The following is a 20,732-nucleotide window of genomic DNA, read 5'->3' as shown; positions in this document are numbered from 1 at the left end:
TCCTCCCCTCGGCCGTCGGACCGTCGCTGCCGACCCTATCGGCGCGCGCCGACGCCGAAGGCCCGGACCCCGCAGGGTCCGGGCCTGAGCCTGAGCGGGGGGTCTCAGGGGCCGGGCACACCCTCACCCGACAGCGCCACGGGCGACGGATCGACCGTGGTCACGGTGCCGCCGTCGAACGCGTAGGTCGCGCCGACGTAGTCCTGCACGCCCTGGTCGACGGTCGTGATGCCGGCGCCCAGGTAGGCGGCGTGGCTGTCTTCGCCGAACGAGAGCGGAAGGATGCCGTTGCCGGCGAGGTCGCCGGACTGCACCGCGTCGATCAGCGACTGGCGCGTGGGGTTCTCACCCGCCGCCTCCAGTGCCTCGGCGAACAGGTAGGCGACGCTCATGCCGTAGATGGTGTTGCCGTCGAACGTCGCGCCGTCGTTGTACTCGTCGTTGATCTGCCGGAAGAGCGTTACCCACTCCGAGTCGCCACCCGATGCCGGCAGGTAGTTGGTGCCCACGAGCCCCTGCAGCAGCTTGGGACCGACGTCGGCTCCCAGGTAGCCGACGAGCGTCTCGTAGTTCGCACCCGACGACGACGAGAACCACATCGGGAACCAGCCCAGCTGTGCGGCCGTGCCGAGCGCGAGCGCCGTGAACCCGTTGATGGTCGCGAGGATGTTGATCTCGCAGCCGGCCGCCTTGAGCGCGCCGATCTGCGCGGCGACGTCCTGGTTCGACACCGAGTAGCGCTCGACCTGAGCCAGTCCGTCGGCGCCGAGGGCGAGCTCGGCGCCCTCGATCATCTCGTCGCCGAAGTCGTCGTCCTGGCCGAGCAGGCACACCACCTTGTCGGGATACTCGTCGGTCGCATACTGTGCGAGCGCCGCGCCTTCCACCACATAGTCGGCGTTGAAGCCGAACGTGAAGGGGTACTTCTCGGGCTGGTTCCAGCTGGTCGAGCCCGAGGCGACGAACAGGTCGGGCACCTCGTTCTGGTTGAGGTAGTCGAGCACCGCCGTGTGGGTGGGCGTGCCGAGGCCGTTCACGATCGCGAACACCTCGTCCTCCTGCACGAGCTCGCGGACGACGGTCTGCGTGGTCGCCGGGTTGTAGCCGTCGTCCTTGACGATGTACTCGATGTCTCGGCCGTGCACGCCGCCGTTGTCGTTGAGATAGTCGAAGTACGCGGTCGCCGCGGCCGAGATTGACGAGTATCCCGCTGCGGCCGGACCGGTCAGGGGCGTGTGCGCGCCGATCGTCACGGTGTCGTCGCTGATGCCGGGGACGTCTTCGTCGGCGTCGCCGGTGGCCGCGGGCGTACTGCAGCCGGCGAGTGCGACGAGGACGGCGGTGGCGCCGGCCAGCGCCGCGACGCGGCGGGTGAGGGAGTGCTGTGACATGGTCACCTCTTTCTGTGTGGTGGGTTGATGCGGGACGAGAGGACGATCACGGATGCCGCGCCCCGGCGACTGCGGTCGCAGACGGCTGCCCGGCCGGCGGTGCGGGAGTCGTCTCTGCCTCGCTCGCGACCGCGGCCGAGGGCTGCGGCGCGCGATCACGCGGATCTGACACGATGCGGCCAGGGGTGGGGGCTGCGACGCGACGCCGCCTGCGGCGGAGGCTCGCGAGCCCGCCGGGCCAGACGAGCATCACGACGATGAGCAGCAGGCCGAACACGAGGATCGAGAGGTTGCCCGACAGCCGCTGGGCGACCTCGGCCGGCAGCGGGAGCGCGGCGGTCGCGGCCCCGAGCGCCCAGGGCAGCAGCACGATGAGCGCCGAGCCGATCGCCGCGCCGCCGATATTGCCGAGCCCGCCGAGCACGACGGCCACGACGAGCAGCAGCGAGAACGCGAGGGTGTACGCGCCCGGGCTCACCGACTGCGTGGCGAAGCAGAGCACCGCGCCGCCCGCGCCCGCGGCGACGGAGCTCAGCGTGAACGCCGTCACCTTCACGCGGCCGGAGCGCACGCCGTTCAGGCGCGCCGCGGTCTCGTCGTCGCGAACGGCGCGCATGCGCAGCCCGAGGCGTCCGCCGGCAGCGGCGGCGAGCCCGGTGACCACGACCCCGGCGACCACGATCGCGACCCACGCCTGCCACTGCTCGACGGCGATGAGCCGCTCCAGCACCGGCGGCACGCCGTCGTAGGCGATCTGCAGCCCCTGGTCGCCGCGGAGCACGCCCGAGAACACGGCGGCGATGGCGGGCACCGCGATGACCAGCGTCAGCGTCACGCCGGCGAGATACGGTCCGCGCAGCCGCGCCGCGGCCAGCCCCAGCAGCCACCCAAGGGCCCCCGACACGACCACGGCCGCGAGCAGACCAGCCAGGAATCGCGGGATGCCGGTGACTCCGGCATCCGTCATCGCATTAGCCGTGAGCGCATAGCCGTAGCCGCCCGCGGCCATCAGCGCCGCCTGCCCCAGCGAGAGCTGCCCGCTCTGGCCGATGAGCAGGGTGAGGCCGGCGGTCGCGCAGAAGTACGCCGCGACGGTGGCGAGCTGGAAGTTGCGGTACGGGTCGAGCAGGAAGGTGCCGCCGACGGCGAGCAGGGTCAGCACGGCGCCGAAGACGAGCACGCGCGGGATGCCGCGGAGCGAAGGAAGCAGGCGGGTCATGCGCTCCTCGCCTCCCGCAGCGAGAACATGCCCCCGGGTCGCACGAGCAGCACCCCGACCAGCAACACCAGCACGCCGATCGGCGCGACGGTCGCGCCGAGGTATCCGGTGACGAGCGTCATCGCCACGCCCACGACGAGCCCGCCGACCAGGGCCCCGACCGGCGAGTCCAGACCGCCGACGACGGCCACGGCGAAGGCGTAGACGAACAGCATGTCGGTCGCGTGGGGGTTGAGGCCCAGCTCGGTGGGCACGAGCAGCATCGCCGCCAGCGCCGCGACCGCGGCCGACAGCATCCATCCGATCGTCACCATGCGGCTGACGCGCACACCGAGCACGCGCGACACCTCGGGCGCGAAGGCCGAGGCGCGCAGCTGCAGGCCGAGCGAGGTCCGCGTGAACAGCACCGCCAGCACAGCCATCACCGCGAGCGCGACCACCAGCACGAACAGGTCGTAGGGTGACAGCAGCGGCACGCCGCCCACCATGATCGGACTGTCGTCGAACGGCGCGCGCATCGGGAGGTACTGCGCGCCGAACAGGATGCCGAGCAGCGACTGCAGCACCATCACCAGGCCGATGGCCACGATCACCCCCGAGAGCGGGCTCGAGTGCGGGGCGAAGCGCATGAGGCCGCGTTCCACGCCGAGACCGATCGCCGCCCCGGCGATGAGTCCGGCGGCCAGGCCCGCCCAGTACGAGCCGGTGAGGCCGGTCACGGCGAACGCCGCGTAGGTCGCCACGAGCGCCATCGCGCCCTGCGCGAAGTTCACGATGCGCGCGGCGCGCCAGATCAGCACGAGCGACAGGGCGAACAGCGCGAAGATCGCGCCGCGGGCGAGGCCGGTGGCCAGGAGGAAGAGCAGTCGGTCCATCAGAATCCCAGGTAGGCGTGTCGGAGGGTCTCGTCGGCGGCGAGGGCGGCGGCCGGGGCATCCGCCACGACCCGGCCGAGGTCGAGCACGACGCCGCGATCGGCGATCGAGAGGGCGCTCGTGACGTTCTGCTCGGCGAGCAGCACAGTCAGGCCGCGGCTCGCGGCGGCATCCCGCAGCGTGCCCATGAGCTGTGCCACGACGAGCGGGGCCAGCCCCAGCGACGGCTCGTCCAGGGCGAGCAGCACCGGCTCGGCGACCAGCGCACGGCCGACGGCCAGCATCTGGCGCTCGCCTCCCGAGAGCTGGTGCCCGGCGCTCGTGCGGCGCCGCGCGAGCGGCTCGAACAGCTCGTACACCTCGGAGATCGCCCGCTCGCGCGCCGCCCCGCGGTGGCGCCAGAGGGCACCGAGTCGCAGGTTCTCGTCGACGGTGAGCTCGGCGACGACGCTCTGCCCGTCGGGCACGAGGGCGAGTCCCCGGCGGGCACGGTCCTCGGTGCGCAGGGCGCGGAGGTCGTCGCCGTCGAGCAGGAGTATCCCGGATGCCGCGGGCACGAGTCCTGCGAGAGTGCGCAGGAGTGTCGTCTTGCCGGCGCCGTTCGCGCCGAGCAGTGCGACGACCTCGCCGGGGGCGAGCGCGAAGCCGACGCCGTGGAGCACCGGCGCGCCGCCGTATCCCACGGTGAGGTCGCGGATCTCGAGCGCGCCGCGGAGTGCGACGGCCGGGGGCTGTTCAGCGGCGCTCATGCAGTCGCCTTGACGCCGAGGTACGCCTCTTCGACGCGGGGATCGGTGCGCACCTCGTCGGGCGTCCCGCGGGCGATGACGCGCCCGAAGTCCAGCACCACGATGCGGTCGGCGAGACCCATGACGAAGTCGACGTGGTGCTCGACGAGGAGCACCGCGCAGCCGGTCGCGGCGACGCGCGAGATCACGTCGCCGAGCGCCGCGATGTCGTCGGCGCCCAGGCCCCCTGCCGGCTCGTCGAGCAGCAGCAGGCGAGGGTCGGTGACGAGCGCACGTGCCAGTGCCACGCGCTTGCGGTCGGGGTACGACAGCGCCGTCGCCGGGCGGTCGGCGAGCGGCTCGAGGTCGAGCGCCGCGAGCTGCGCGGCGACGCGGGCGTCGGCGTCGCGGCGGCCTGCGACGGGAAGCAGGACGTTCTCGCGCGCCGTGAGCCCTGAGAACAGGCCCAGCCCCTGCAGGGTGCGCGAGACGCCACGGGCGGTGAGTCCCGCGGTGCGCCGTGGCGCCGGCATCCCGTCGATCTGCACGTCGCCGCGGCGCCGGACCAGTCCGCAGACGGCGTTGAACACCGTGGTCTTGCCGGCGCCGTTGGGCCCGATGAGGGCGACCACCTCGCCGGGCTGCACGTCGAAGGACACCTCGTCCAGAGCGGTCAGGCCGCCGAAGGCGACGCGCAGTGCGCTCACCTCGAGCCGCGCAGGAGCGCGGTCTTCGGCCTCGGGTCGTACGTTCATCGGCACCTCTTCGTGTCGGGTGCCCCCACTGTAACCCAGAAACCGACCGGGCGGTATGTTCTTGTTGCACGATCGTGATGTGTGACGCCGCGACGACCGCCGTTCCTCGCTATCCGGTCGTTGAGCGAGCGCAGCGAGACGAAACGTGTCACGCGTTCTGGCTACGGCGGCTCGTCGTGGGGGCGCGCCAAACCCCGCGGTGCGCCGCGTTTCGTCTCGGTCGCTGCGCTCCCTCGCTCAACGACCGGGTACTCGCTGCGCTCCCGGCACTCAAGGCGGCGCCCCGGCGGGCGAGCCGAACGCCGCCTACTTGTGGGGGATGCCGGCGATCATGCCGCCGTCGACGACGAATTCGGCGCCGCTGGTGAACGACGACGCGTCGGAGGCGAGGAACACGATGGTGCCGGCGAGGTCCGACGGCTCGCCCGGGCGTCCGAGCGGGATGTCGAGGTGCGCGGGGTCGATGCGCGTGGTCATCTGCGTGTTGATGAAGCCCGGGTGCACCGAGTTGACGCGGATGCCGAACGCGCCCAGCTCGACGGCGAGCGACTGCGAGAGCCCGCGCACGCCGAACTTCGCGGCGGTGTAGCCGTGCAGGCCGGGGCTGCCCCGCATCCCCTCGACCGACGAGATGTTGATGATCGAGCCGCTCCCCTGCGCCTTCATGGTCGGCACGACGGCGCGGCAGCCGAAGAACACGCCGGTGAGGTTGACGGCGATGACGGCGTCCCACTTCTCGGTGGTCAGGTGCTCGATCGGTGCGGCGTTCGCGATCCCCGCGTTGTTCACGAGCACATCGATCGAGCCGAAGGCGTCGACCGATGCCTGGACCGCGGCATCCCACTGCCCCTCGTCCGTCACGTCGAGGTGCACGAACACCGCGCGATCGCCGAGCTCGGCGGCGAGCGCCGCCCCGTCGTCGTCGAGGATGTCGGCGATCACGACGCGCGCACCGGACTCGTGCAGCGCGCGCACGTAGGCCGCGCCGATGCCGCGCGCGCCGCCGGTGACCAGCGCGACCCGCTCGTCGAGCCCGAACCCGCTCACGAGCCCACCTCGATGACCACGCGGCCGACCGTCGTGCCCGATGCGAGCGCGGTCAAGGCCTCCGGCGCGCGCTCGAACGGCACGACGTGGTCCACCACAGGGTGGATCGCGCCCCCGTCGGCGAGCCGTGTCAGCTCGCGGCGCGCGGTGTCGATGAGGTCGGGCCGCAGCCCCGGATACATGCCCCAGTGCAGCCCCACCACCGAGTAGTTCTTGACCAGCACGTGCCCCGCGGGCACCGACGGGATCGTGCCGCCGGCGAAGCCGACGACCACGATCCGTCCCTCGAACGCGATGCACTTCGTCGACGCGTCGAACGCCGCACCGCCCACCGGGTCGAACACGACGTCGGCGCCGTGGCCGCCGGTCGCCGCCTTGACGCCCGAGACGAGGTCGTCGACCCCGCGCACCAGCACGATCTCGGCGCCCGCCTCGCGAGCGACCGCCGCCTTGGCCTCGGAGCCCACGACGCCGATGACACGTGCGCCGGCGGCGACGCCCAGCTGCACGGCGGCGAGTCCGACACCACCGGCCGCCGCGTGCACCAGCAGCCACTCCCCCACCTGCAGCGCCGCACGCCGGTGCAGCCCGAACCACGCGGTCTGGTACGCGACAGTCAGTCCGGCAGCCTCGGCGTCCGAGAGCGAGGAGGGGGCGGTCCAGACATCGGATGCCGGCAGCACCGCGTACTCCGAGAGCACGCCGATCTTCGACCCGACCACGCGCTCGCCGACCGCGGACCCGTCGACCCCGTCGCCGAGCGCGGCGACCGTGCCGACGAACTCGATGCCGGGGCTGAAGGGCAGCGCGGGCTTGACCTGGTACTCGCCGCGGCACAGCAGCACGTCGGGGAAGTTGGCCGCGACGGCCGCTACCTTCACCAGCACCTCTCCGGCAGCCGGAGCGGGCATCGGGACGGTGTCGAGCGCGAGCGCCTCGGCGGGCTCGCCCAGCTGCGTCACGCGCCAGGCGCGCATCGCGTCGGGCAGGGCGCCCGTGGCGTCGGACCTCGGGGTCACCTCAGGTTGCGGCATCCGTTCTCCTCAGACTGGTCAGGAACAGGTCGGTCAGCTGCTCGGCGACGAGCGTCTTGTCTTCTGGGCCCTCGGGCGAGTACCAGTGCGACAGGTAGTGCACGTCGCTGAAGAAGTGGGCGACGAGCATCGCCACCGGGATGTCGGTGCGGTACAGCCCCTCGGCCTGGCCCCGCGAGACGAGCTCGGCGAACTCGTCGTGGTAGGCGCGACGGCGACGGGTCACCTCCTGGTGGCGGGGCGCCGAGAGCATGTTGAGGCTGCGGAAGAACACCGCCCCCTCCTCCATCGAGTCGATGGAGGTCTCGAGCACGTCGACGCACACCGCGCGCAGCACCTCGTCGACCGTGCCGCCTCGGCCGATGATGTCGTCGAGGTGCGCCTTCTGCAGCGTCAGCAGGCGCTCGTAGATGCCGAAGAGCAGGTCGTCCTTCGACTCGAAGTAGTGGTACATCGCGCCCTTGGTGACGCCGGCGGCCTCGACGATCTGCTGCACGCTGGTGTTGGCGTACCCCTGGCGGGCGAACAGCTCGACGGCGGCGCGGGTGACGTCGTCGGCGACGTGGGAATCCTTCATTCCTTCATCCTTCACCCGAACCCGTCGTGCTTCCGGTCAGACGAGCGGACGGATGCCGGCGCCGCCGTCGATCGCGACGGTCTGGCCCGTGATCCACGCGGCATCGTCCGAGAGCAGGAACGCGACCGGCCCGGCGACGTCGGCCGGCTCGCCGAGCCGCGCCAGCGGGTAGGCGGCGGATGCCTCGGCCTCGTGCCCCTCGTAGAGCGCGCGGGCGAAGGCTGTCTTGATCACGGCCGGCGCGACGGCGTTGACGCGGATGCGCGGCGCCAGCTCGTACGCGAGCTGCGCGGTGAGGTTGATGAGCGCGGCCTTCGAGATGCCGTAGAACGCGATGCCGGGGCTCGCGCCGAGACCGGCGACCGAGGCGATGTTCACGACGGAGCGGGTGAGGCCGGCGGCAAGCGCGGCGCGCGTCCAGTCGAGCGTGGCGACCACGTTGACCTCGAGGATCTTGCGTGCTGCCTCGGCCTCGATGTCCACGATCGGCCCGTACACCGGGTTGATGCCGGTGTTGTTGACGAGGTGGTCGAGCCGGCCGTGCCGCTCGGCGATGTGCGCGAAGACCGCCGCCCGGTGGTCGGCGTCGTCGGCGCGGCCGGCGACGGCGGACGCCGCCTCGCCGAGGGCGGCCACGGCGGCGTCGAGCGAATCCTGCTTGCGGCCGGTGAGGACGACCGAGCCGCCCTCGTCGACGATGCGCTGCGCGATCGCGAACCCGATACCGCGGCTCGAACCGGTGACGAGCGACACCGTGCCGTCGAAGCGACGGCTGTGGTCGTTGGTCATGGCGCCTCCTTGCGACATTCCACTCTTGCGTGCTCGACCACGACATACCGGCTGGTCGGTTTTCCCACCGTAGCAGACGCCGCGGGTGCGTTTTGTCTCGTCTCGCTCGCTCGACGACCGGTGCCTCGGCCGGCTCACCTGTGATCTGCATCCACCGGTCGTTGAGCGAGGGAGCGCCAGCGACCGAGACGAAACGCGCCGAGCCCTCGTGCTGCGTCGCGCGCAGGCGTTTCGTCTCGCTCGTTCCTCGCTCGCTCAACGACCGATCGTTGGTGCCACGCGACGAAAGTGATGACACTGAGTACTATGGTTCGTGGCATTGAGTTCCACCAGCAAGCGGATGCCGCAGCCGCCGTCACCCGCGTCAGGAGTCCGATCGTGACCGACTTCCAGCCCCGCCCCGGTCAGAGCGTCGAAGGGTACGACGTGACCGCGCGCCGTGGCACCGACTACTACGCCGTGTTCGCCGACATCCCCGCCGCCGACCGCGAGGCGTGGGAACGCGCCGAGGCGTACATCGACGTGGTCGGCACGCGCATGCTCGAGGCGTGGGATACCGCGGAGTACCCGCTCGACCTGGCGATGCGGATGGGCGAGCGGGATCTCTTCAACGACGGCATCGTGCATCCCGCGCTGACACGCCTCTCGCCGCTCGCGGCGGGTCTGGTCAACATGGAGATCTCGCGCGGGGACGGCTCGCTCGGCACCGTGCTCGCCGTCCAGGGCGGCCTGGCCCTGCGCACCCTCGCCCTGTTCGGCAGCGACGAGCAGCAGGAGCGCTGGCTCGTGCCGGTCGCGCGCGGCGAGGTTCCGGCATCCTTCGCCCTCACCGAACCCGACCACGGATCGGACTCGGTCTCGCTCGAGACCGTCGCACGGCGCGACCCCGCGACGGACGAGTGGGTCATCGACGGGGCCAAGAAGTGGATCGGCAACGGGGCCTCCGGCGGGATCACCTTCGTGTGGGCACGCGTCGAGGCCGACGACGAGTACCACGGCGCGGTGCGCTGCTTCCTCGTCGAGCAGGACACACCCGGGTATGTCGGCACCGTGATCCAGGGCAAGGCGTCGCTGCGCGGCATCCATCAGGCGCACATCGTGCTCGATGGCGTGCGCGTGCCGGCCGATGCCGTCCTTCCCGGCACGAGGAGCTTCAAGGATGCCTCGACCGTGCTCTACTCGACGCGGTCGGGTGTCGCGTGGTCGGCGCTCGGCCACGCCACCGCGTGCTACGAGGCGGCGCTCGCCTACTCGCAGCAGCGCATCCAGTTCGGCAAGCCGCTCGCGAAGTTCCAGATGGTGCAGGAGCGCCTGGCCAACATGCTCGAGGAGCTCACCGCGATGCAGCTGTACTGCCGCTGGATGGCCGATCTCGAAGGGCGCGGTGAACTGCGCCCGACGCAGGCCTCGCTGGCGAAGTACCACAACACGCGCGCTGCCCGCCGCATCGCGTCGACCGCGCGCGACATGCTCGGCGGCAACGGCATCCTCCTCGAGAACGGCGTCATGCAGCATATGGCCGACATCGAGGCGATCCACACCTACGAGGGCACCGAGAGCGTGCAGGCGCTGCTCATCGGTCGTGACATCACCGGCATGAGCGCGTTCGCATAGTCCGCCCGCGCCACGCGCGCAACCCGCACGCCTGGACTGCCGTGGGCCAATACCCTCGGCGCATGGGACTGTTCCGGAACGACCCCCAGCGCGTCGTCGTCGAGTCGCACGAGGTGGAGCCGCGCGCGACCCGCGCACCGTGGAGCCTGTGGGCCGACGGCTTCGGCAAGGTCGGCATCCGGGCGATCCAGATCATCGTGGTCGTCACGGTGGCTGCGGCCATCTTCTTCGCGATCCAGTCGCTCACCCTCGTTACGATCCCGCTCGTGATCGCGCTGATCCTCGCGTGCGCGTTCAACCCGGTGATGAGCTGGATGCGGCGGCGCGGCATTCCATCGATCCTCGCGACGCTGATCACACTGCTCGCCATCGTGGTGATCCTGGGCCTCCTGGGCTGGCTCATCGTGTGGGCGGTGCGCGACCAGTGGGACGACCTGTACGCGCAGGCCGAAGACGGCTTCCAGCGTCTGCTCGCCTGGATGCAGACGCTGCCGTTCGACTTCGTGCAGCCCGATCAGCTCGACGAGTGGGTGAAGACGCTCACCGACTTCGTCACGAGCGCGCAGTTCGGCTCCGGTGCTCTCGCAGGCGTCGGGGCGGTCGCGAATTTCGTGACCGGGCTCGTGCTCATGGTGACGATCCTGTTCTTCTTCCTCAAGGACGGTCCGCTGATGTGGGAGTTCCTCCTGCGCCCGTTCCGCGGCGAGAGCTACCTGCGTGCGCAGCGCATCGGCGACAAGACAACGACGGTGCTGGGCTCGTACGTGCGCGGCACGGCGACCGTCGCCGCCGTCGATGCCATCGGCATCCTCATCGGTCTGCTCATCCTCCAGGTGCCGCTGGCGATCCCGCTCTCGGTGCTCGTCTTCCTGCTCGCCTTCATCCCGATCGTGGGCGCGACGGTGGCCGGCATCGTGGCGGCGCTCGTCGCACTCGTTGCGAACGGGCCGATCAACGCCCTCCTGGTCGTCGGGGTGGTCGTGCTCGTCAACCAGCTCGAGGGCAACTTCCTGCAGCCCGTGCTCATGGGCCGGTCGATGAAGCTGCACGCGTTCGTCATCCTGGTCGCCCTGACCGTGGGCACGGTCCTCGGCGGCATCGTCGGCGCAGTGCTCGCGGTGCCCATCACCGCCGCGGCGTGGGGCATCATCCAGGTGTGGGACGGCCCCGACCTGCCGGCGCGATGGGCCCGGCCGAAGCATCCGGTCGCGGGCTGAGGAGCGGCACCGCCGCCCGCGCCGTCGAGCCCCTGCGCAAGTAAGCACGGCTAAGGCCGCGCGCCGTGCGTCTAAGACATCCCTATACGCCAAGACAGGGCATCTGCCCGATGGGGAGCACCCCCCTTAGCGAGGAACGTCGTACCTGTCAGCAAGACCGGAACCGCATCGGGCTCCGCCGCAGACAGGAGAAGACCATGAACGACATCACCTACGCCGGCTACCTCCTCGAGCACCGCCGCGCCGGCGACCTCGCTCGCGAGAACGAGCTGATCCTCGCGCAGGCGGAGCGGGCTGCCTGGCCGGCGCGTCCGCAACGCCGTTCGCTCGTCGCGTGGCTGCGTCTCGCGACGCATCGGGCGCCCCGAGCGGGTGCCATGGCCGCAAGCCGGGGCGCCGCGTCCGTCGCCACACGATGACGCTCCGCCCGTCGGTGGGGAGTGCCACCATATGAGCATGCCCGCACTCTCTTCGAGCCCGCGCATGGTCGGCCGGCACAACGAGCTCGCCGCCCTGCTCGAGGCGTTCGACGAGGGCGCCGCCGGACACCCCCGCACTGTGGTGGTCCGCGGCGAGGCGGGGGTCGGCAAGACCCGGCTCGTGCAGGAGTTCCTCGCGCTCGTCACGACCGACGACTTCGGGTCGGGGCATCCGGCCGCCGCGACCGACGATGCTCCCGGCCCGGTCGTCGCGTTCGGGCAATGCGTGGACCTCGGCCCGATCGGCGCGCCGTTCGGGCCGATCCGGCGCGTCCTGCGCGACCTGCACGATGCCGTCGGCACCGACGCGCTGCGCGAGGCGGCCGGGTCGGCCGCCGCGATCGCGAGCCTCGCGGCGCTGGTTCCCGGCATCGCCGACGCGACGGCGGAGCCCGAGGAGGCCGCCGGCGAGTTCGCCGAGGCGATCGAGGTGCTGCTCGAGGGACTGTCTCGGCGCCGCCACGTCGTCGTCCTGCTCGAAGACCTGCAGTGGGCGGATGCCGCGACCATGGCCCTGCTGAAGACCCTGGCCAGCACGCTCCGGGGCCGGCGGCTGACCATCGTCGCGACCTACCGCTCCGACGACATCGACCGCTTCCACCCGTTGCGGCCCGTGCTGGCGGAACTCGACCGCACGCGCTCGGTCGTCCGGGTAGAGGTCCTGCCGCTCACGCTCGACGAGGTCGCCGAGCAGGTCGACCAGCTGGCGGGAGGCCTCGATCCGCGGGTGGTCGACGCGCTGGCGAAGCGCAGCGGCGGCATCCCGTTCCTCGTGGAAGAGCTCGTCGATCTCGGCGACCGCGCTCTGCCCGACACGCTGCGCGAGCTCGTCCTCGCCCGCTACATGCGGCTCGGCGCCGACGCGCAGCAGGTCGTGCGCACGATGGCCGCAGGCGGCGTGCACGTCGACGACGACGTGCTCGCGGCCGTGGCGATGCTCGATGAGCGAACGCGCGACGTCGCGGTGCGGGAGGCGATCGACACGCGCGTCATCGCCGCAGACGGCGCCGGCTACGCGTTCCGCCATGCGCTGACGCGCGAGGCCGTCGAGGCCGAGATGCTGCCGAGTGAGCGGGTGCGGGTGCATCGCCGCTACGCCGAGCACCTGGGCGCCCACCGCAGCGACTCGCCCGACGACGCCTCCGCCGTCGCCGAGCACTGGCTCGCCGCGCGAGACCTGCCCGCGGCGTTCGACGCGACGGTCGCCGCGCTGCGGCAGTCCCGCACGCGGTTCTCCCCCGCCACCTCCGCGAAGCTGGCGGAGCGTCTCGCCGAACTCTGGGGACAGGTCCCCGATGCGGAGGCCCGCGCCGGGACCACCCTGCCGGCGCTGCACCTGGATGCGGCGCAGGCCTGGCACGACCTCGGCGACGCCGAGCGCGCCCTGCGGTCCGCCAACGAGGGCCTCGCCGTCTGCCCCGACGATCCGCTTATTCGCGCGGCGCTGATACGGCAGCGATACGTCCAGACCTTCAACCTCGAGCACACGCACACCAGCCAGCCGGCCGACCTCGACGAGGCCGTCGCCCTGCTCGAGGACGTCGACGATCCCCGCGCCCGGGTGCTGCTGTCGCGGGTGCTCACCAACATGGCGATCGACGAGCACGGCACGGATGCCGCGGAGCATGCGGCCCGCGCCATCGCCCTCGCCGAGGAGGCCGGAGACGACGCCGCACTGGCGGTCGCGCTGACCGTCGAAGCGTGGCGGCTCGCCGGCGACGAAGAGCAGGAGTCGGCAGCGCTGGCGCCCCTCGAGCGCGCCGTCGCTCTGCGGCTGGACCCGTCGATGCGCGCCTACGTGGGCAATGCGCTCACGCACATGCTGGTGTCGGCCGGGCGCCTCCGCGAGGCGGTCGTCGTCGGCACGCAGCACTACGAAGACGTCGTCCGCGCCGGCATCGAACGCGGCTCGGGAGCGGCGATCGCCCAATCGGTGGCGTTCGCCCTGTTCGCCACCGGAGAGCCCGAGGCCGCGCTCCAGTACGCGCGCCGCGCGCGCCGGCTGATGAGCCAGGCCGATGCGGCATCCGCGCTCCGCCTGCTCTCGTCGCATCTGACGTGGGACGACCGCCCGCGCGAACGCGACGACCTGCTCGCGGCCGAGCGTGGCCGCATCGACGAGGCGCAGCGGCCGCACTCCGAGAAGGCCGCGTGGTGGGCGGTCGAGCGGGCCGACGCGGCGCTGACCCTTCACGCCCAGGAGAGGACGAACGCCGCCACCGCCGTCCTCGCGGCCGCCGAGCAGTCCGAGAGCGGCCGCACGGCGCGCCGCTATGCCGTGCTGACCGCGGCGCTGCTCACGCACTCCCCCGGCCGCCGCGGCGACGCCGAGGTGCGGGCGCACATCGAGCGAGCCCTCGACGGCTGGCCCGACAACGAGCTCGCGGGACGCGTGTCGAGATTCGTCCGGGCCGTGCTCGCGGACGGCGACGGCGCCCCGGCCGACGAGCGCGTGGCGGCCTGGCGCGCCATCGTGGACGAGCTGACCACCGGCGGCATGCCGACCTGGCACCTGCAGACGGCGCGCTGCCGCCTGGCCTGGGCGCTGATCGACGCCGGCGAGCGCGACGCCGCCGCAGACCTGCTGGCCGCGGTCACGGCCGAGGCGCCGGCGCTGGGCGTCGCGCGGGCCGCGCGCTGGGCTGCAGAGCTCGCGGCGCAGGCTCGCCTCGCTCCGGCAGGAACCGCCGCCGCCGAGGCGAGCGCCGGGGTCATCGCATCGCTGACCCCGCGGGAGCTTCAGGTGCTCGAGCTCGTCGCCGAAGGACTCACCAACCCGCAGATCGGCCAGCGGCTGTTCATCAGCCCGAAGACCGCGTCGGTGCACGTGTCGGCGATCCTCGCGAAGATCGGCGCCGCCAACCGGGCCGAGGCCGCCGCGTTGTACAGCGCGACCACCTCGGCCGCCTCGCCGGCCTGACCGCACCGCCTGCCGACGCGGGGTGTCGGGTGTCGGCGGACCGCGGCAGGATGAGACGCATGCCGTACGAGATCCCCGCGCCGATGCTCGCGAAGTCCGTGCCCGATGTCCCCGATGCGGCGAAAGTCCCGGGCGGGCTGAGCTACGAGCCCAAGTGGGACGGCTTCCGCGCACTGATCTCGTGGGACGGGCAGAACGTCGAGATCGGGTCGCGCGGTGCGAAGCCGCTCACGCGCTACTTCCCGGAGCTGGTCGAGGCTTTCGCGCGGGTGCTGCCGGAACCCTGTCTGCTGGACGGTGAGATCGTCGTGCCGGTCGATCGCGAGGGCCGTCGGCGGCTCGACTGGGAGTCGCTGTCGCAGCGCATCCACCCCGCGGCATCCCGCGTCAACATGCTCGCCGAGCAGACCCCGGCGATGTTCATCGCCTTCGACCTCCTGGCCGTCGGCGACCGCGATCTGCAGGGCGAGCCGTTCGCCACCCGGCGCGAGACGCTCGTGAACCTGCTTCGCGACGTGCCCGACCCGGTGCACGTGACGCGCACCACCGACGATCCCGACCTCGCGCGCCGCTGGCTCGCCGAGTTCGAGGGGGCGGGTCTCGACGGCGTCGTCGCGAAGCCGCTCGACCAGCCGTACGCGCCCGGCAAGCGGACGATGTTCAAGATCAAGCACGCGCGCACCGCCGACGTCGTGGCGCTCGGGTACCGCATCCACAAGTCCGGGGAGGGCGTCGGCTCCCTGCTGGTCGGGCTGTACGGCGAAGACGGCACGCTCTATCCCGTCGGCGGTGTCGCCGCATGGAGCAACGCGCGCCGCCTCGAGCTCATCGAAGAGCTGGCCCCTCTCGTCCAGCGAGACGCCGACGGCGAGGCGCTGAAGGGCGAGGGCGAGAAGTCCCGCTTCCAGGCCGGTCGCGCCGACTCGTCGTTCGTGAAGCTGCGCCCCGAACGCGTGCTCGAGGTGCGGTACGACCAGCTCGAGGGCTGGCGGTTCCGTCATACCGTGCAGTTCGAGCGCTGGCGTCCCGACCGCGATCCGACGTCGTGCACCTACGAGCAGCTCGAGGTCGTGGCGGCGTACGACCTGGCCGACGTCCTGGTCTGAGCCGACGATGGCCGGTGATCGCATCCCCTCGTTCGTCGTGACCGGAGCGAGCGGCGGCGTCGGCGCCGTCATCGCCAAGCACCTCGCCTCGATCGGGCACGTGGTCAATCTCGACCCGGCGCCTGCGGTCGAGGGGAGCTCACGCGTGCATCACCTTCGCGGCGACGCAGGTGATTCCGCTGCGGCCGCCGCCGCGGCGGAGGTCGCCGAGACCCATGGAGAGCTGAGCGGCTGGGTGAACAATGCCGCCGTCTTCCGCGACGCCGGCCTCGCCACGGCCACAGCCGACGAGATCGGCGCCCTGATCGGACTCAACCTCAACCTCTCCCTCGTCGGGTGCCACACCGCGGTGCGGCACTTCCTCAACCACGAGCGGCCCGGCTCGATCGTGAACGTCTCGTCCCACCAGGCGCAGCGTCCGGTGCGGGGCGCGTTGCCCTACGCCACCGCCAAGGCGGCGGTGGAGGGACTCACACGCGCAGCCGCGGTCGACCACGGTCCACACGGTATCCGCGTCAATGCGGTCGCGCTGGGCTCGATCGCGACCGAGCGCTACGAGGAGTACCGCCGCGCGCATCCGGATGCCGACCAGCAGATGGCCGCGCTGCACCCGGTGGGCCGCGTCGGCCGACCGATCGACGTCGCCCGCGCGGTCGCCTTCCTGCTGTCGCCCGAGTCCGGGTTCATCAGCGGTGCGGTCCTCCCGGTCGACGGCGGGCGCGCCGCCCACGGCTTCGACCCCGAGAGCAAGGCGGTCTGAGCCTTCGGGGCCACGAGCGCGGCGACGGGAGCGCCTGAGCCGGACCGCGCGGCCACCCCCTGTCCAGCGGATCGCCACGGGTGTACGGTGCGGCCAGAGCCACGGAGGCTTTCATGGCCGGCCACCACCGCACAGCGTCGCGCCTCGCCGGTGCGCGTCGCGCGTTCGCAGCCGCCGCCCTGGGCCTCATCCTGGTGGCGAGTGGGTGCGCGACGGCCCCCTCGCCGTCGCCGACCGACGTGATGGACGAAGACCTGGCGTCGGTCTTCGATGTCGTCTACGGGGAGGAGACGGTCCGCGCCATCATCGTGCAGCAGCACGGCGAGCCCCTGTACGAGCGCTACATCGACTCCGGTCCCGACGACACATGGGACGTGCGGGGTGTCACCCGCATCGTCACCGGCACCCTCGTCGGGATCGCGATCGACCGCGGCTTCATCCGCGGCGTGGACGCCACGCTCGGCGAGCTGCTGCCCGCATACGCCGGGATCATGACGCCGGAGACGGCCGCCATTCCGCTGAAGTCGGTGCTCACGCACACCGCGGGATTCCCCCTCCGCGTGGCACCGTCCCCCGCGACCGACCCGGACTGGGTCGCTTCGATCCTCGCCGGGCAGACGGCTCGCGACCCGGTGGGCGGCCGTATCCTGCCGTCCGACGCCGGCGCCCACATCCTCGCCGCCGTGGTCACCCAGGCGACCGGGATGTCGGTGCTGGCGTTCGCGAAGGAGGCGCTATTCGATCCTCTGGGCATCGATGCCGATCCGCTGTGGGAACAGCGTGTGGCCGCCGAAGCCGAACTCGCCGCGCTGCGCCCGGCCTACGACGACGCCGAGGTGGCGTGGCCCGCCGACCCGCAGGGCGTGGACCTCGGTTACTCGCATCTGCGCCTGCGCCCCTCGGACCTCCTGCGGATCGGCCAGCTGTACCTCGACGAGGGCGACTGGAACGGCACGCAAGTGGTCTCTCCGACGTGGGCGGTCGAGGCCACCTCGCCCCTCGTCGCCACGAGGGACATCGGCACGACGAGCTACGGATACCAGTGGTGGGTCGACGCCCCGGGTGGCGTCTTCTACGCGCAGGGCAACGGCGGCACCGCGCTCGTCGTCGACCGATCGCGCGGCGCGGTCGCGGTCATCGTCTCAGAAGCCGCTGCCGATGACCCGCGCGGCACGATGGGCCTCACGCCGGCGACCGCGGCCGGTGTCGCGGTCGCGCTGATCCGCGACCTGCCCGACGTGTCGGACTGAGCGGCATCGCCGATCGCGCCTCGATCACCCCTCGTTCTTCGGCCAGTTCTCGGGATTGATGCGGCTCGGCTGCACGCGCGGCGGCTCGCCGGGCATCTTCGGGAAGTCCGGCGGGAAGGGCAGCTCGCCCAGGCCGTCGTCGAGATCGCGCTGCCACCACGCGAGGAGCGTGTCGATGCGTCCCGGCTTCGCGAGCAGGTCGGCCCAGGGATCGCCGACGTCGGCGAGGCGCTGCGGGACGGTGCGCACCGTGAACGCCGTCGGGTCGACGCCCGCTTCGAGCTCGTCCCACGTGAGCGGGGTCGAGACCGTCGCGGTGGGCAGCGCGCGAGGACTGTAGGCACCGGCCATCGTGCGGTCCCGGTTGGCCTGGTTGAAGTCGATGAAGATGCGCTCGCCGCGCTCTTCCTTCCACCAGTTCATCGTGACCTTGTCGGGCAGCCGCCGCTCCAGCTCGCGGCCGGCGGCGATGACGGCGTGGCGCACCTCGAGGAACTCCCACTCCGGCTCGATGGGACAGAACACGTGGATGCCGCGATTGCCGCTCGTCTTGAGGAACGCCGTCAGCCCCGCCTCCGCGAGGACGTCGCGCAGCGCGGGGGCGACGGCTGCGGCATCCGCGAAATCGGTGCCCGGCTGCGGATCGAGGTCGATACGCAGTTCGACCGGGTTGTCGGTGTTCGCCGTCAGCGACGCCCACGGGTGGAACACGATGGTGTTCATCTGCACCGCCCAGACCGCCGCGGCGATCTCGGTGAGGATGATCTGCGGATGCCGCCGCCCGCTGTTGTACGTGACCGTCTGCGCCTCGACGAAGGCCGGCGCTCCCTTCGGCGGGTTCTTCGAGTAGAACTTCTCGCCGTCGACGCCCTCGGGGAAGCGCTCGAGGGAAACCGGCCGATCGCCGTTGGCAGCCAGGAAGGGCGTCTGGACGGCGATGAGGTACTCGGCCAGTTCCAGCTTGGTGATTCCCTGCGCGGGCCAGATCACGCGGCGGGGGTTCGAGATGCCGACCTCGCGGTCGCCGTCCGGACCGGGGACGGTGAGGGTGATGCGTTCGGACGCCATGGTCCGACGCTAGCGGGCAGTCCCGACAGGGGCCACCCGATCCCTACCTCTCGACCGGGAACACCATGTGCGTCACCCGCGTGCTGGGGATGATCGTCGTCGGGTCCCCCAGCCGCACAGCCGCCGGGTCGACGTCGGCGAAGTAGCGGTGGCCGCTGCCGAGCACGACGGGCACGAGATCGACGGCGACCTCGTCGACGAGGCCGGCGCCGAGCGCCTGACCGGCGACCGTGCCGGCCGCGAGGGCCACCGTCCGTTCGCCGGCGATCTCCTGCGCGCGCGCGATCGCCTCCTCGATGCCCTCGGTCACGAAGTGGGCGTTGCCGGTGTGGGCGTGGGCCCAGTCCGCCGGCGGCTCGTGCGTCAGCACGACGAACGGCACGCCGAGCGGATGCTGGCCCTTCCAGCCGTCGGTGATGTCGAACAGCAAGCGTCCGACGACCAGACAGCCGATCTGGCCGATCCAGTCGCGCCAGTAGTCGGCGCTCGTCGGGGTCAGGTGGAACGACGCGGGCTCGCTCGCCGTGACGACCTCGACGTCGCCGACCTCGTACCAGTCGAACAGCCGCCCCGGGTCGTTGTTCTCGTGCGCGACGAAGCCGTCGAGCGACATGGATGCAGAAGCCACGACCTTGCCCATGGCTCAGCGCTCCCCGGCGAGCAGCTGCTCGAGCTTGTCGTAGCCTTCGCGCATGCCCCGCTCCATGCCCTCGGACTGCATGTTCTCCAGCACCTCGACGCTCGAGAACACGCTGTGGTCGACGATCCGCGAGCGGCCGCCTTCGAGCGACTCGAAGCGGATCGCGTCGATGCTGACCTCGTCCGGCCAGCCCTCGTACTCGAAGGTCTGGATGATCAGCTCGTTCTCGCGCACGGTGTGGAACACTCCGCGGAAGGCATACTCCCCGGAGCCGTCGCGCTGGACGAAGCGATAGCCGCCCCCGGTTCGGAAGTCCCAGAGCGTGATCTCGGTGCGCTCGTCACCCGGGCCGATCCACTGCGCGAACAGTTCGGGATCGGCGTGGGCGCGGAACAGCGCCTCGACCGGCGCGTCGAACTCGCGCGTGATGTCGGCGTACGACGTACCGGGAACGGCTTCGATGATGAGCGGGTTGCTCATGATTCCTTCTCCTTCGTGTCGGTCGTGCGAGGGGTTGGTGAGGGCGCTGAGGCGGCGACGGCCCCCGCGGCCGCCAGCACCGCGTCGAGCCGCCGGTAGGCGCGCTCGGCGTCGAGTCGGTAGCGGTCGATCCAGGCGGTGAGCTGCTCCAGTGCCGAAGCGTCGAGGTGGACGGGCCGGCGCTGCGCGTCCCGGGACCGAGTGACGAGGCCGGCGTCTTCGAGCACTTTGATGTGGCGCGACACGGCCTGCATCGTGATCGCGAACGGCTCCGCGAGCTCGCCCACCGTCGCCGGGCCGCGGCTCAGCCGCGCGATGATCGCGCGCCGTACCGGATCCCCCAGCGCGACGAACGCGCGGTCCAGCTCCTGATCATTCATGCTCAACAGTTTCCTTTATCAACGATTATGTTGAATAGGATACGCGCATCGACGCGCGCGTCAACCCCTCAGCGCGAGCCGACGTCGTTCGCCGGCCGGGCGCGTTTCATCTCGGTCGCTGGCGCTCCCTCGCTCAACGACCGGCACCCACCGGTCGGTCGTTGAGCGAGCGAGGAACGAGCGAGACGAAACGTCCCTGTGCCGCCGCGCGACCCCCACCCGGTCGTTGCGCGAGCGAGGGACGAGCGAGACGAAACGCCCCCGTGCCGCCGCGCGACCCTCACCCGGTCGTTGAGCGAGCGAGGAACGAGCGAGACGAAACGCCCCCGTGCCGCCGCGCGACCCCCACCCGGTCGTTGAGCGAGCGAGGAACGAGCGAGACGAAACGTCCCTGTGCCGCCGC

20 protein-coding genes are annotated in these 20,732 nt (G+C 71.6%); 7 read left to right on the top strand and 13 right to left on the bottom strand.

The window, feature by feature from the left end; translation table 11 throughout:
* Nucleotides 1-104: 104 nt before the first annotated feature.
* The 9 genes from NCG93_RS09110 to NCG93_RS09070 all read right to left on the bottom strand — a co-directional run bounded on the left by NCG93_RS09110 (nt 105) and on the right by NCG93_RS09070 (nt 8,415).
* Nucleotides 105-1,391: an ABC transporter substrate-binding protein gene (locus NCG93_RS09110; RefSeq protein ID WP_194414307.1), complete on the bottom strand. Its 1,287-nt coding sequence runs from the start codon at nt 1,389-1,391 to the stop codon at nt 105-107.
* A gap of 46 nt (nt 1,392-1,437) precedes the next feature.
* Nucleotides 1,438-2,610, bottom strand: coding sequence for a branched-chain amino acid ABC transporter permease (locus tag NCG93_RS09105; RefSeq protein ID WP_194414308.1), 1,173 nt, complete (start codon nt 2,608-2,610; stop codon nt 1,438-1,440).
* Nucleotides 2,607-3,485, bottom strand: a complete 879-nt coding sequence (locus tag NCG93_RS09100; protein ID WP_194414309.1) for a branched-chain amino acid ABC transporter permease — start codon at nt 3,483-3,485, stop codon at nt 2,607-2,609. Before NCG93_RS09100 ends, NCG93_RS09105 begins: the two co-directional genes overlap by 4 nt.
* Nucleotides 3,485-4,234 carry an ABC transporter ATP-binding protein gene (locus NCG93_RS09095; protein ID WP_194414310.1) on the bottom strand — a complete coding sequence of 250 codons (750 nt, stop codon included), beginning with the start codon at nt 4,232-4,234 and terminating at the stop codon, nt 3,485-3,487. The genes NCG93_RS09100 and NCG93_RS09095 overlap by 1 nt, the downstream gene beginning before the upstream one ends.
* Nucleotides 4,231-4,968, bottom strand: coding sequence for an ABC transporter ATP-binding protein (locus NCG93_RS09090; RefSeq protein ID WP_194414311.1), 738 nt, complete (start codon nt 4,966-4,968; stop codon nt 4,231-4,233). Before NCG93_RS09090 ends, NCG93_RS09095 begins: the two co-directional genes overlap by 4 nt.
* A gap of 306 nt (nt 4,969-5,274) precedes the next feature.
* A complete protein-coding gene (locus NCG93_RS09085; RefSeq protein ID WP_194414312.1) occupies nt 5,275-6,015 on the bottom strand; it encodes a glucose 1-dehydrogenase in 741 nt (246 codons plus the stop codon).
* Nucleotides 6,012-7,049: an NADPH:quinone oxidoreductase family protein gene (locus NCG93_RS09080; protein ID WP_206687616.1), complete on the bottom strand. Its 1,038-nt coding sequence runs from the start codon at nt 7,047-7,049 to the stop codon at nt 6,012-6,014. Before NCG93_RS09080 ends, NCG93_RS09085 begins: the two co-directional genes overlap by 4 nt.
* The gene (locus NCG93_RS09075; protein ID WP_194414313.1) at nt 7,036-7,626 is read right to left on the bottom strand and encodes a TetR/AcrR family transcriptional regulator; all 591 of its coding nucleotides are present in this window, start codon (nt 7,624-7,626) and stop codon (nt 7,036-7,038) included. The genes NCG93_RS09080 and NCG93_RS09075 overlap by 14 nt, the downstream gene beginning before the upstream one ends.
* A 36-nt stretch (nt 7,627-7,662) precedes the next feature.
* Nucleotides 7,663-8,415 carry an SDR family oxidoreductase gene (locus tag NCG93_RS09070; protein WP_194414314.1) on the bottom strand — a complete coding sequence of 251 codons (753 nt, stop codon included), beginning with the start codon at nt 8,413-8,415 and terminating at the stop codon, nt 7,663-7,665.
* A 378-nt stretch (nt 8,416-8,793) separates the two neighbouring features.
* On the opposite strand from NCG93_RS09070, the gene NCG93_RS09065 reads away from it, so the two are divergent.
* From NCG93_RS09065 to NCG93_RS09035, 7 genes are all read left to right on the top strand, one after another.
* A complete protein-coding gene (locus NCG93_RS09065; RefSeq protein WP_194414955.1) occupies nt 8,794-10,029 on the top strand; it encodes an acyl-CoA dehydrogenase family protein in 1,236 nt (411 codons plus the stop codon).
* A gap of 62 nt (nt 10,030-10,091) precedes the next feature.
* Nucleotides 10,092-11,246 (top strand): AI-2E family transporter, encoded by a 1,155-nt coding sequence (locus NCG93_RS09060; RefSeq protein ID WP_194414315.1) that lies wholly within the window; start codon nt 10,092-10,094, stop codon nt 11,244-11,246.
* A gap of 197 nt (nt 11,247-11,443) precedes the next feature.
* Nucleotides 11,444-11,665: a hypothetical protein gene (locus NCG93_RS09055; protein ID WP_194414316.1), complete on the top strand. Its 222-nt coding sequence runs from the start codon at nt 11,444-11,446 to the stop codon at nt 11,663-11,665.
* 37 nt (nt 11,666-11,702) lie between these two features.
* The gene (locus NCG93_RS09050; protein WP_194414317.1) at nt 11,703-14,645 is read left to right on the top strand and encodes a helix-turn-helix transcriptional regulator; all 2,943 of its coding nucleotides are present in this window, start codon (nt 11,703-11,705) and stop codon (nt 14,643-14,645) included.
* A gap of 59 nt (nt 14,646-14,704) precedes the next feature.
* Nucleotides 14,705-15,751: an ATP-dependent DNA ligase gene (locus tag NCG93_RS09045; protein ID WP_194414318.1), complete on the top strand. Its 1,047-nt coding sequence runs from the start codon at nt 14,705-14,707 to the stop codon at nt 15,749-15,751.
* Between the two features lie 7 nt (nt 15,752-15,758).
* A complete protein-coding gene (locus NCG93_RS09040; RefSeq protein WP_194414319.1) occupies nt 15,759-16,511 on the top strand; it encodes an SDR family NAD(P)-dependent oxidoreductase in 753 nt (250 codons plus the stop codon).
* Nucleotides 16,512-16,624: 113 nt separating this feature from the next.
* A complete protein-coding gene (locus NCG93_RS09035; protein ID WP_194414320.1) occupies nt 16,625-17,761 on the top strand; it encodes a serine hydrolase domain-containing protein in 1,137 nt (378 codons plus the stop codon).
* 24 nt (nt 17,762-17,785) lie between these two features.
* Here NCG93_RS09035 and ligD read toward each other — a convergent pair whose 3' ends face one another.
* The 4 genes from ligD to NCG93_RS09015 are packed head-to-tail and all read right to left on the bottom strand — an operon-like array spanning nt 17,786 to nt 20,329.
* Nucleotides 17,786-18,829 (bottom strand): non-homologous end-joining DNA ligase, encoded by a 1,044-nt coding sequence (gene ligD / locus NCG93_RS09030; protein WP_194414321.1) that lies wholly within the window; start codon nt 18,827-18,829, stop codon nt 17,786-17,788.
* Between the two features lie 43 nt (nt 18,830-18,872).
* Nucleotides 18,873-19,457, bottom strand: coding sequence for a dihydrofolate reductase family protein (locus tag NCG93_RS09025; RefSeq protein WP_252787495.1), 585 nt, complete (start codon nt 19,455-19,457; stop codon nt 18,873-18,875).
* A 15-nt stretch (nt 19,458-19,472) separates the two neighbouring features.
* Nucleotides 19,473-19,949 (bottom strand): SRPBCC family protein, encoded by a 477-nt coding sequence (locus NCG93_RS09020; RefSeq protein WP_194414323.1) that lies wholly within the window; start codon nt 19,947-19,949, stop codon nt 19,473-19,475.
* Nucleotides 19,946-20,329: an ArsR/SmtB family transcription factor gene (locus tag NCG93_RS09015; protein WP_194414324.1), complete on the bottom strand. Its 384-nt coding sequence runs from the start codon at nt 20,327-20,329 to the stop codon at nt 19,946-19,948. The genes NCG93_RS09020 and NCG93_RS09015 overlap by 4 nt, the downstream gene beginning before the upstream one ends.
* Nucleotides 20,330-20,732: the final 403 nt, after the last annotated feature.

Source organism: Microbacterium yannicii (assembly GCF_024055635.1).
GTDB classification, from domain to species: Bacteria; Actinomycetota; Actinomycetes; order Actinomycetales; family Microbacteriaceae; genus Microbacterium; species Microbacterium yannicii.
This window is presented reverse-complemented; position numbering and strand designations above follow the sequence as displayed.

Bases quoted from the DNA above. Each gene is read 5' to 3' on its own strand.
- NCG93_RS09020 (WP_194414323.1), bottom strand. From the start codon at position 19,949: ATGAGCAACCCGCTCATCATCGAAGCCGTTCCCGGTACGTCGTACGCC.
- NCG93_RS09040 (WP_194414319.1), top strand. From the start codon at position 15,759: ATGGCCGGTGATCGCATCCCCTCGTTCGTCGTGACCGGAGCGAGCGGC.
- NCG93_RS09080 (WP_206687616.1), bottom strand. From the start codon at position 7,049: ATGCCGCAACCTGAGGTGACCCCGAGGTCCGACGCCACGGGCGCCCTG.
- NCG93_RS09075 (WP_194414313.1), bottom strand. From the start codon at position 7,626: ATGAAGGATTCCCACGTCGCCGACGACGTCACCCGCGCCGCCGTCGAG.
- NCG93_RS09055 (WP_194414316.1), top strand. From the start codon at position 11,444: ATGAACGACATCACCTACGCCGGCTACCTCCTCGAGCACCGCCGCGCC.
- NCG93_RS09100 (WP_194414309.1), bottom strand. From the start codon at position 3,485: ATGGACCGACTGCTCTTCCTCCTGGCCACCGGCCTCGCCCGCGGCGCG.
- NCG93_RS09060 (WP_194414315.1), top strand. From the start codon at position 10,092: ATGGGACTGTTCCGGAACGACCCCCAGCGCGTCGTCGTCGAGTCGCAC.
- NCG93_RS09050 (WP_194414317.1), top strand. From the start codon at position 11,703: ATGCCCGCACTCTCTTCGAGCCCGCGCATGGTCGGCCGGCACAACGAG.
- NCG93_RS09110 (WP_194414307.1), bottom strand. From the start codon at position 1,391: ATGTCACAGCACTCCCTCACCCGCCGCGTCGCGGCGCTGGCCGGCGCC.
- NCG93_RS09105 (WP_194414308.1), bottom strand. From the start codon at position 2,610: ATGACCCGCCTGCTTCCTTCGCTCCGCGGCATCCCGCGCGTGCTCGTC.
- NCG93_RS09035 (WP_194414320.1), top strand. From the start codon at position 16,625: ATGGCCGGCCACCACCGCACAGCGTCGCGCCTCGCCGGTGCGCGTCGC.
- ligD (WP_194414321.1), bottom strand. From the start codon at position 18,829: ATGGCGTCCGAACGCATCACCCTCACCGTCCCCGGTCCGGACGGCGAC.
- NCG93_RS09015 (WP_194414324.1), bottom strand. From the start codon at position 20,329: ATGAATGATCAGGAGCTGGACCGCGCGTTCGTCGCGCTGGGGGATCCG.
- NCG93_RS09090 (WP_194414311.1), bottom strand. From the start codon at position 4,968: ATGAACGTACGACCCGAGGCCGAAGACCGCGCTCCTGCGCGGCTCGAG.
- NCG93_RS09045 (WP_194414318.1), top strand. From the start codon at position 14,705: ATGCCGTACGAGATCCCCGCGCCGATGCTCGCGAAGTCCGTGCCCGAT.
- NCG93_RS09070 (WP_194414314.1), bottom strand. From the start codon at position 8,415: ATGACCAACGACCACAGCCGTCGCTTCGACGGCACGGTGTCGCTCGTC.
- NCG93_RS09095 (WP_194414310.1), bottom strand. From the start codon at position 4,234: ATGAGCGCCGCTGAACAGCCCCCGGCCGTCGCACTCCGCGGCGCGCTC.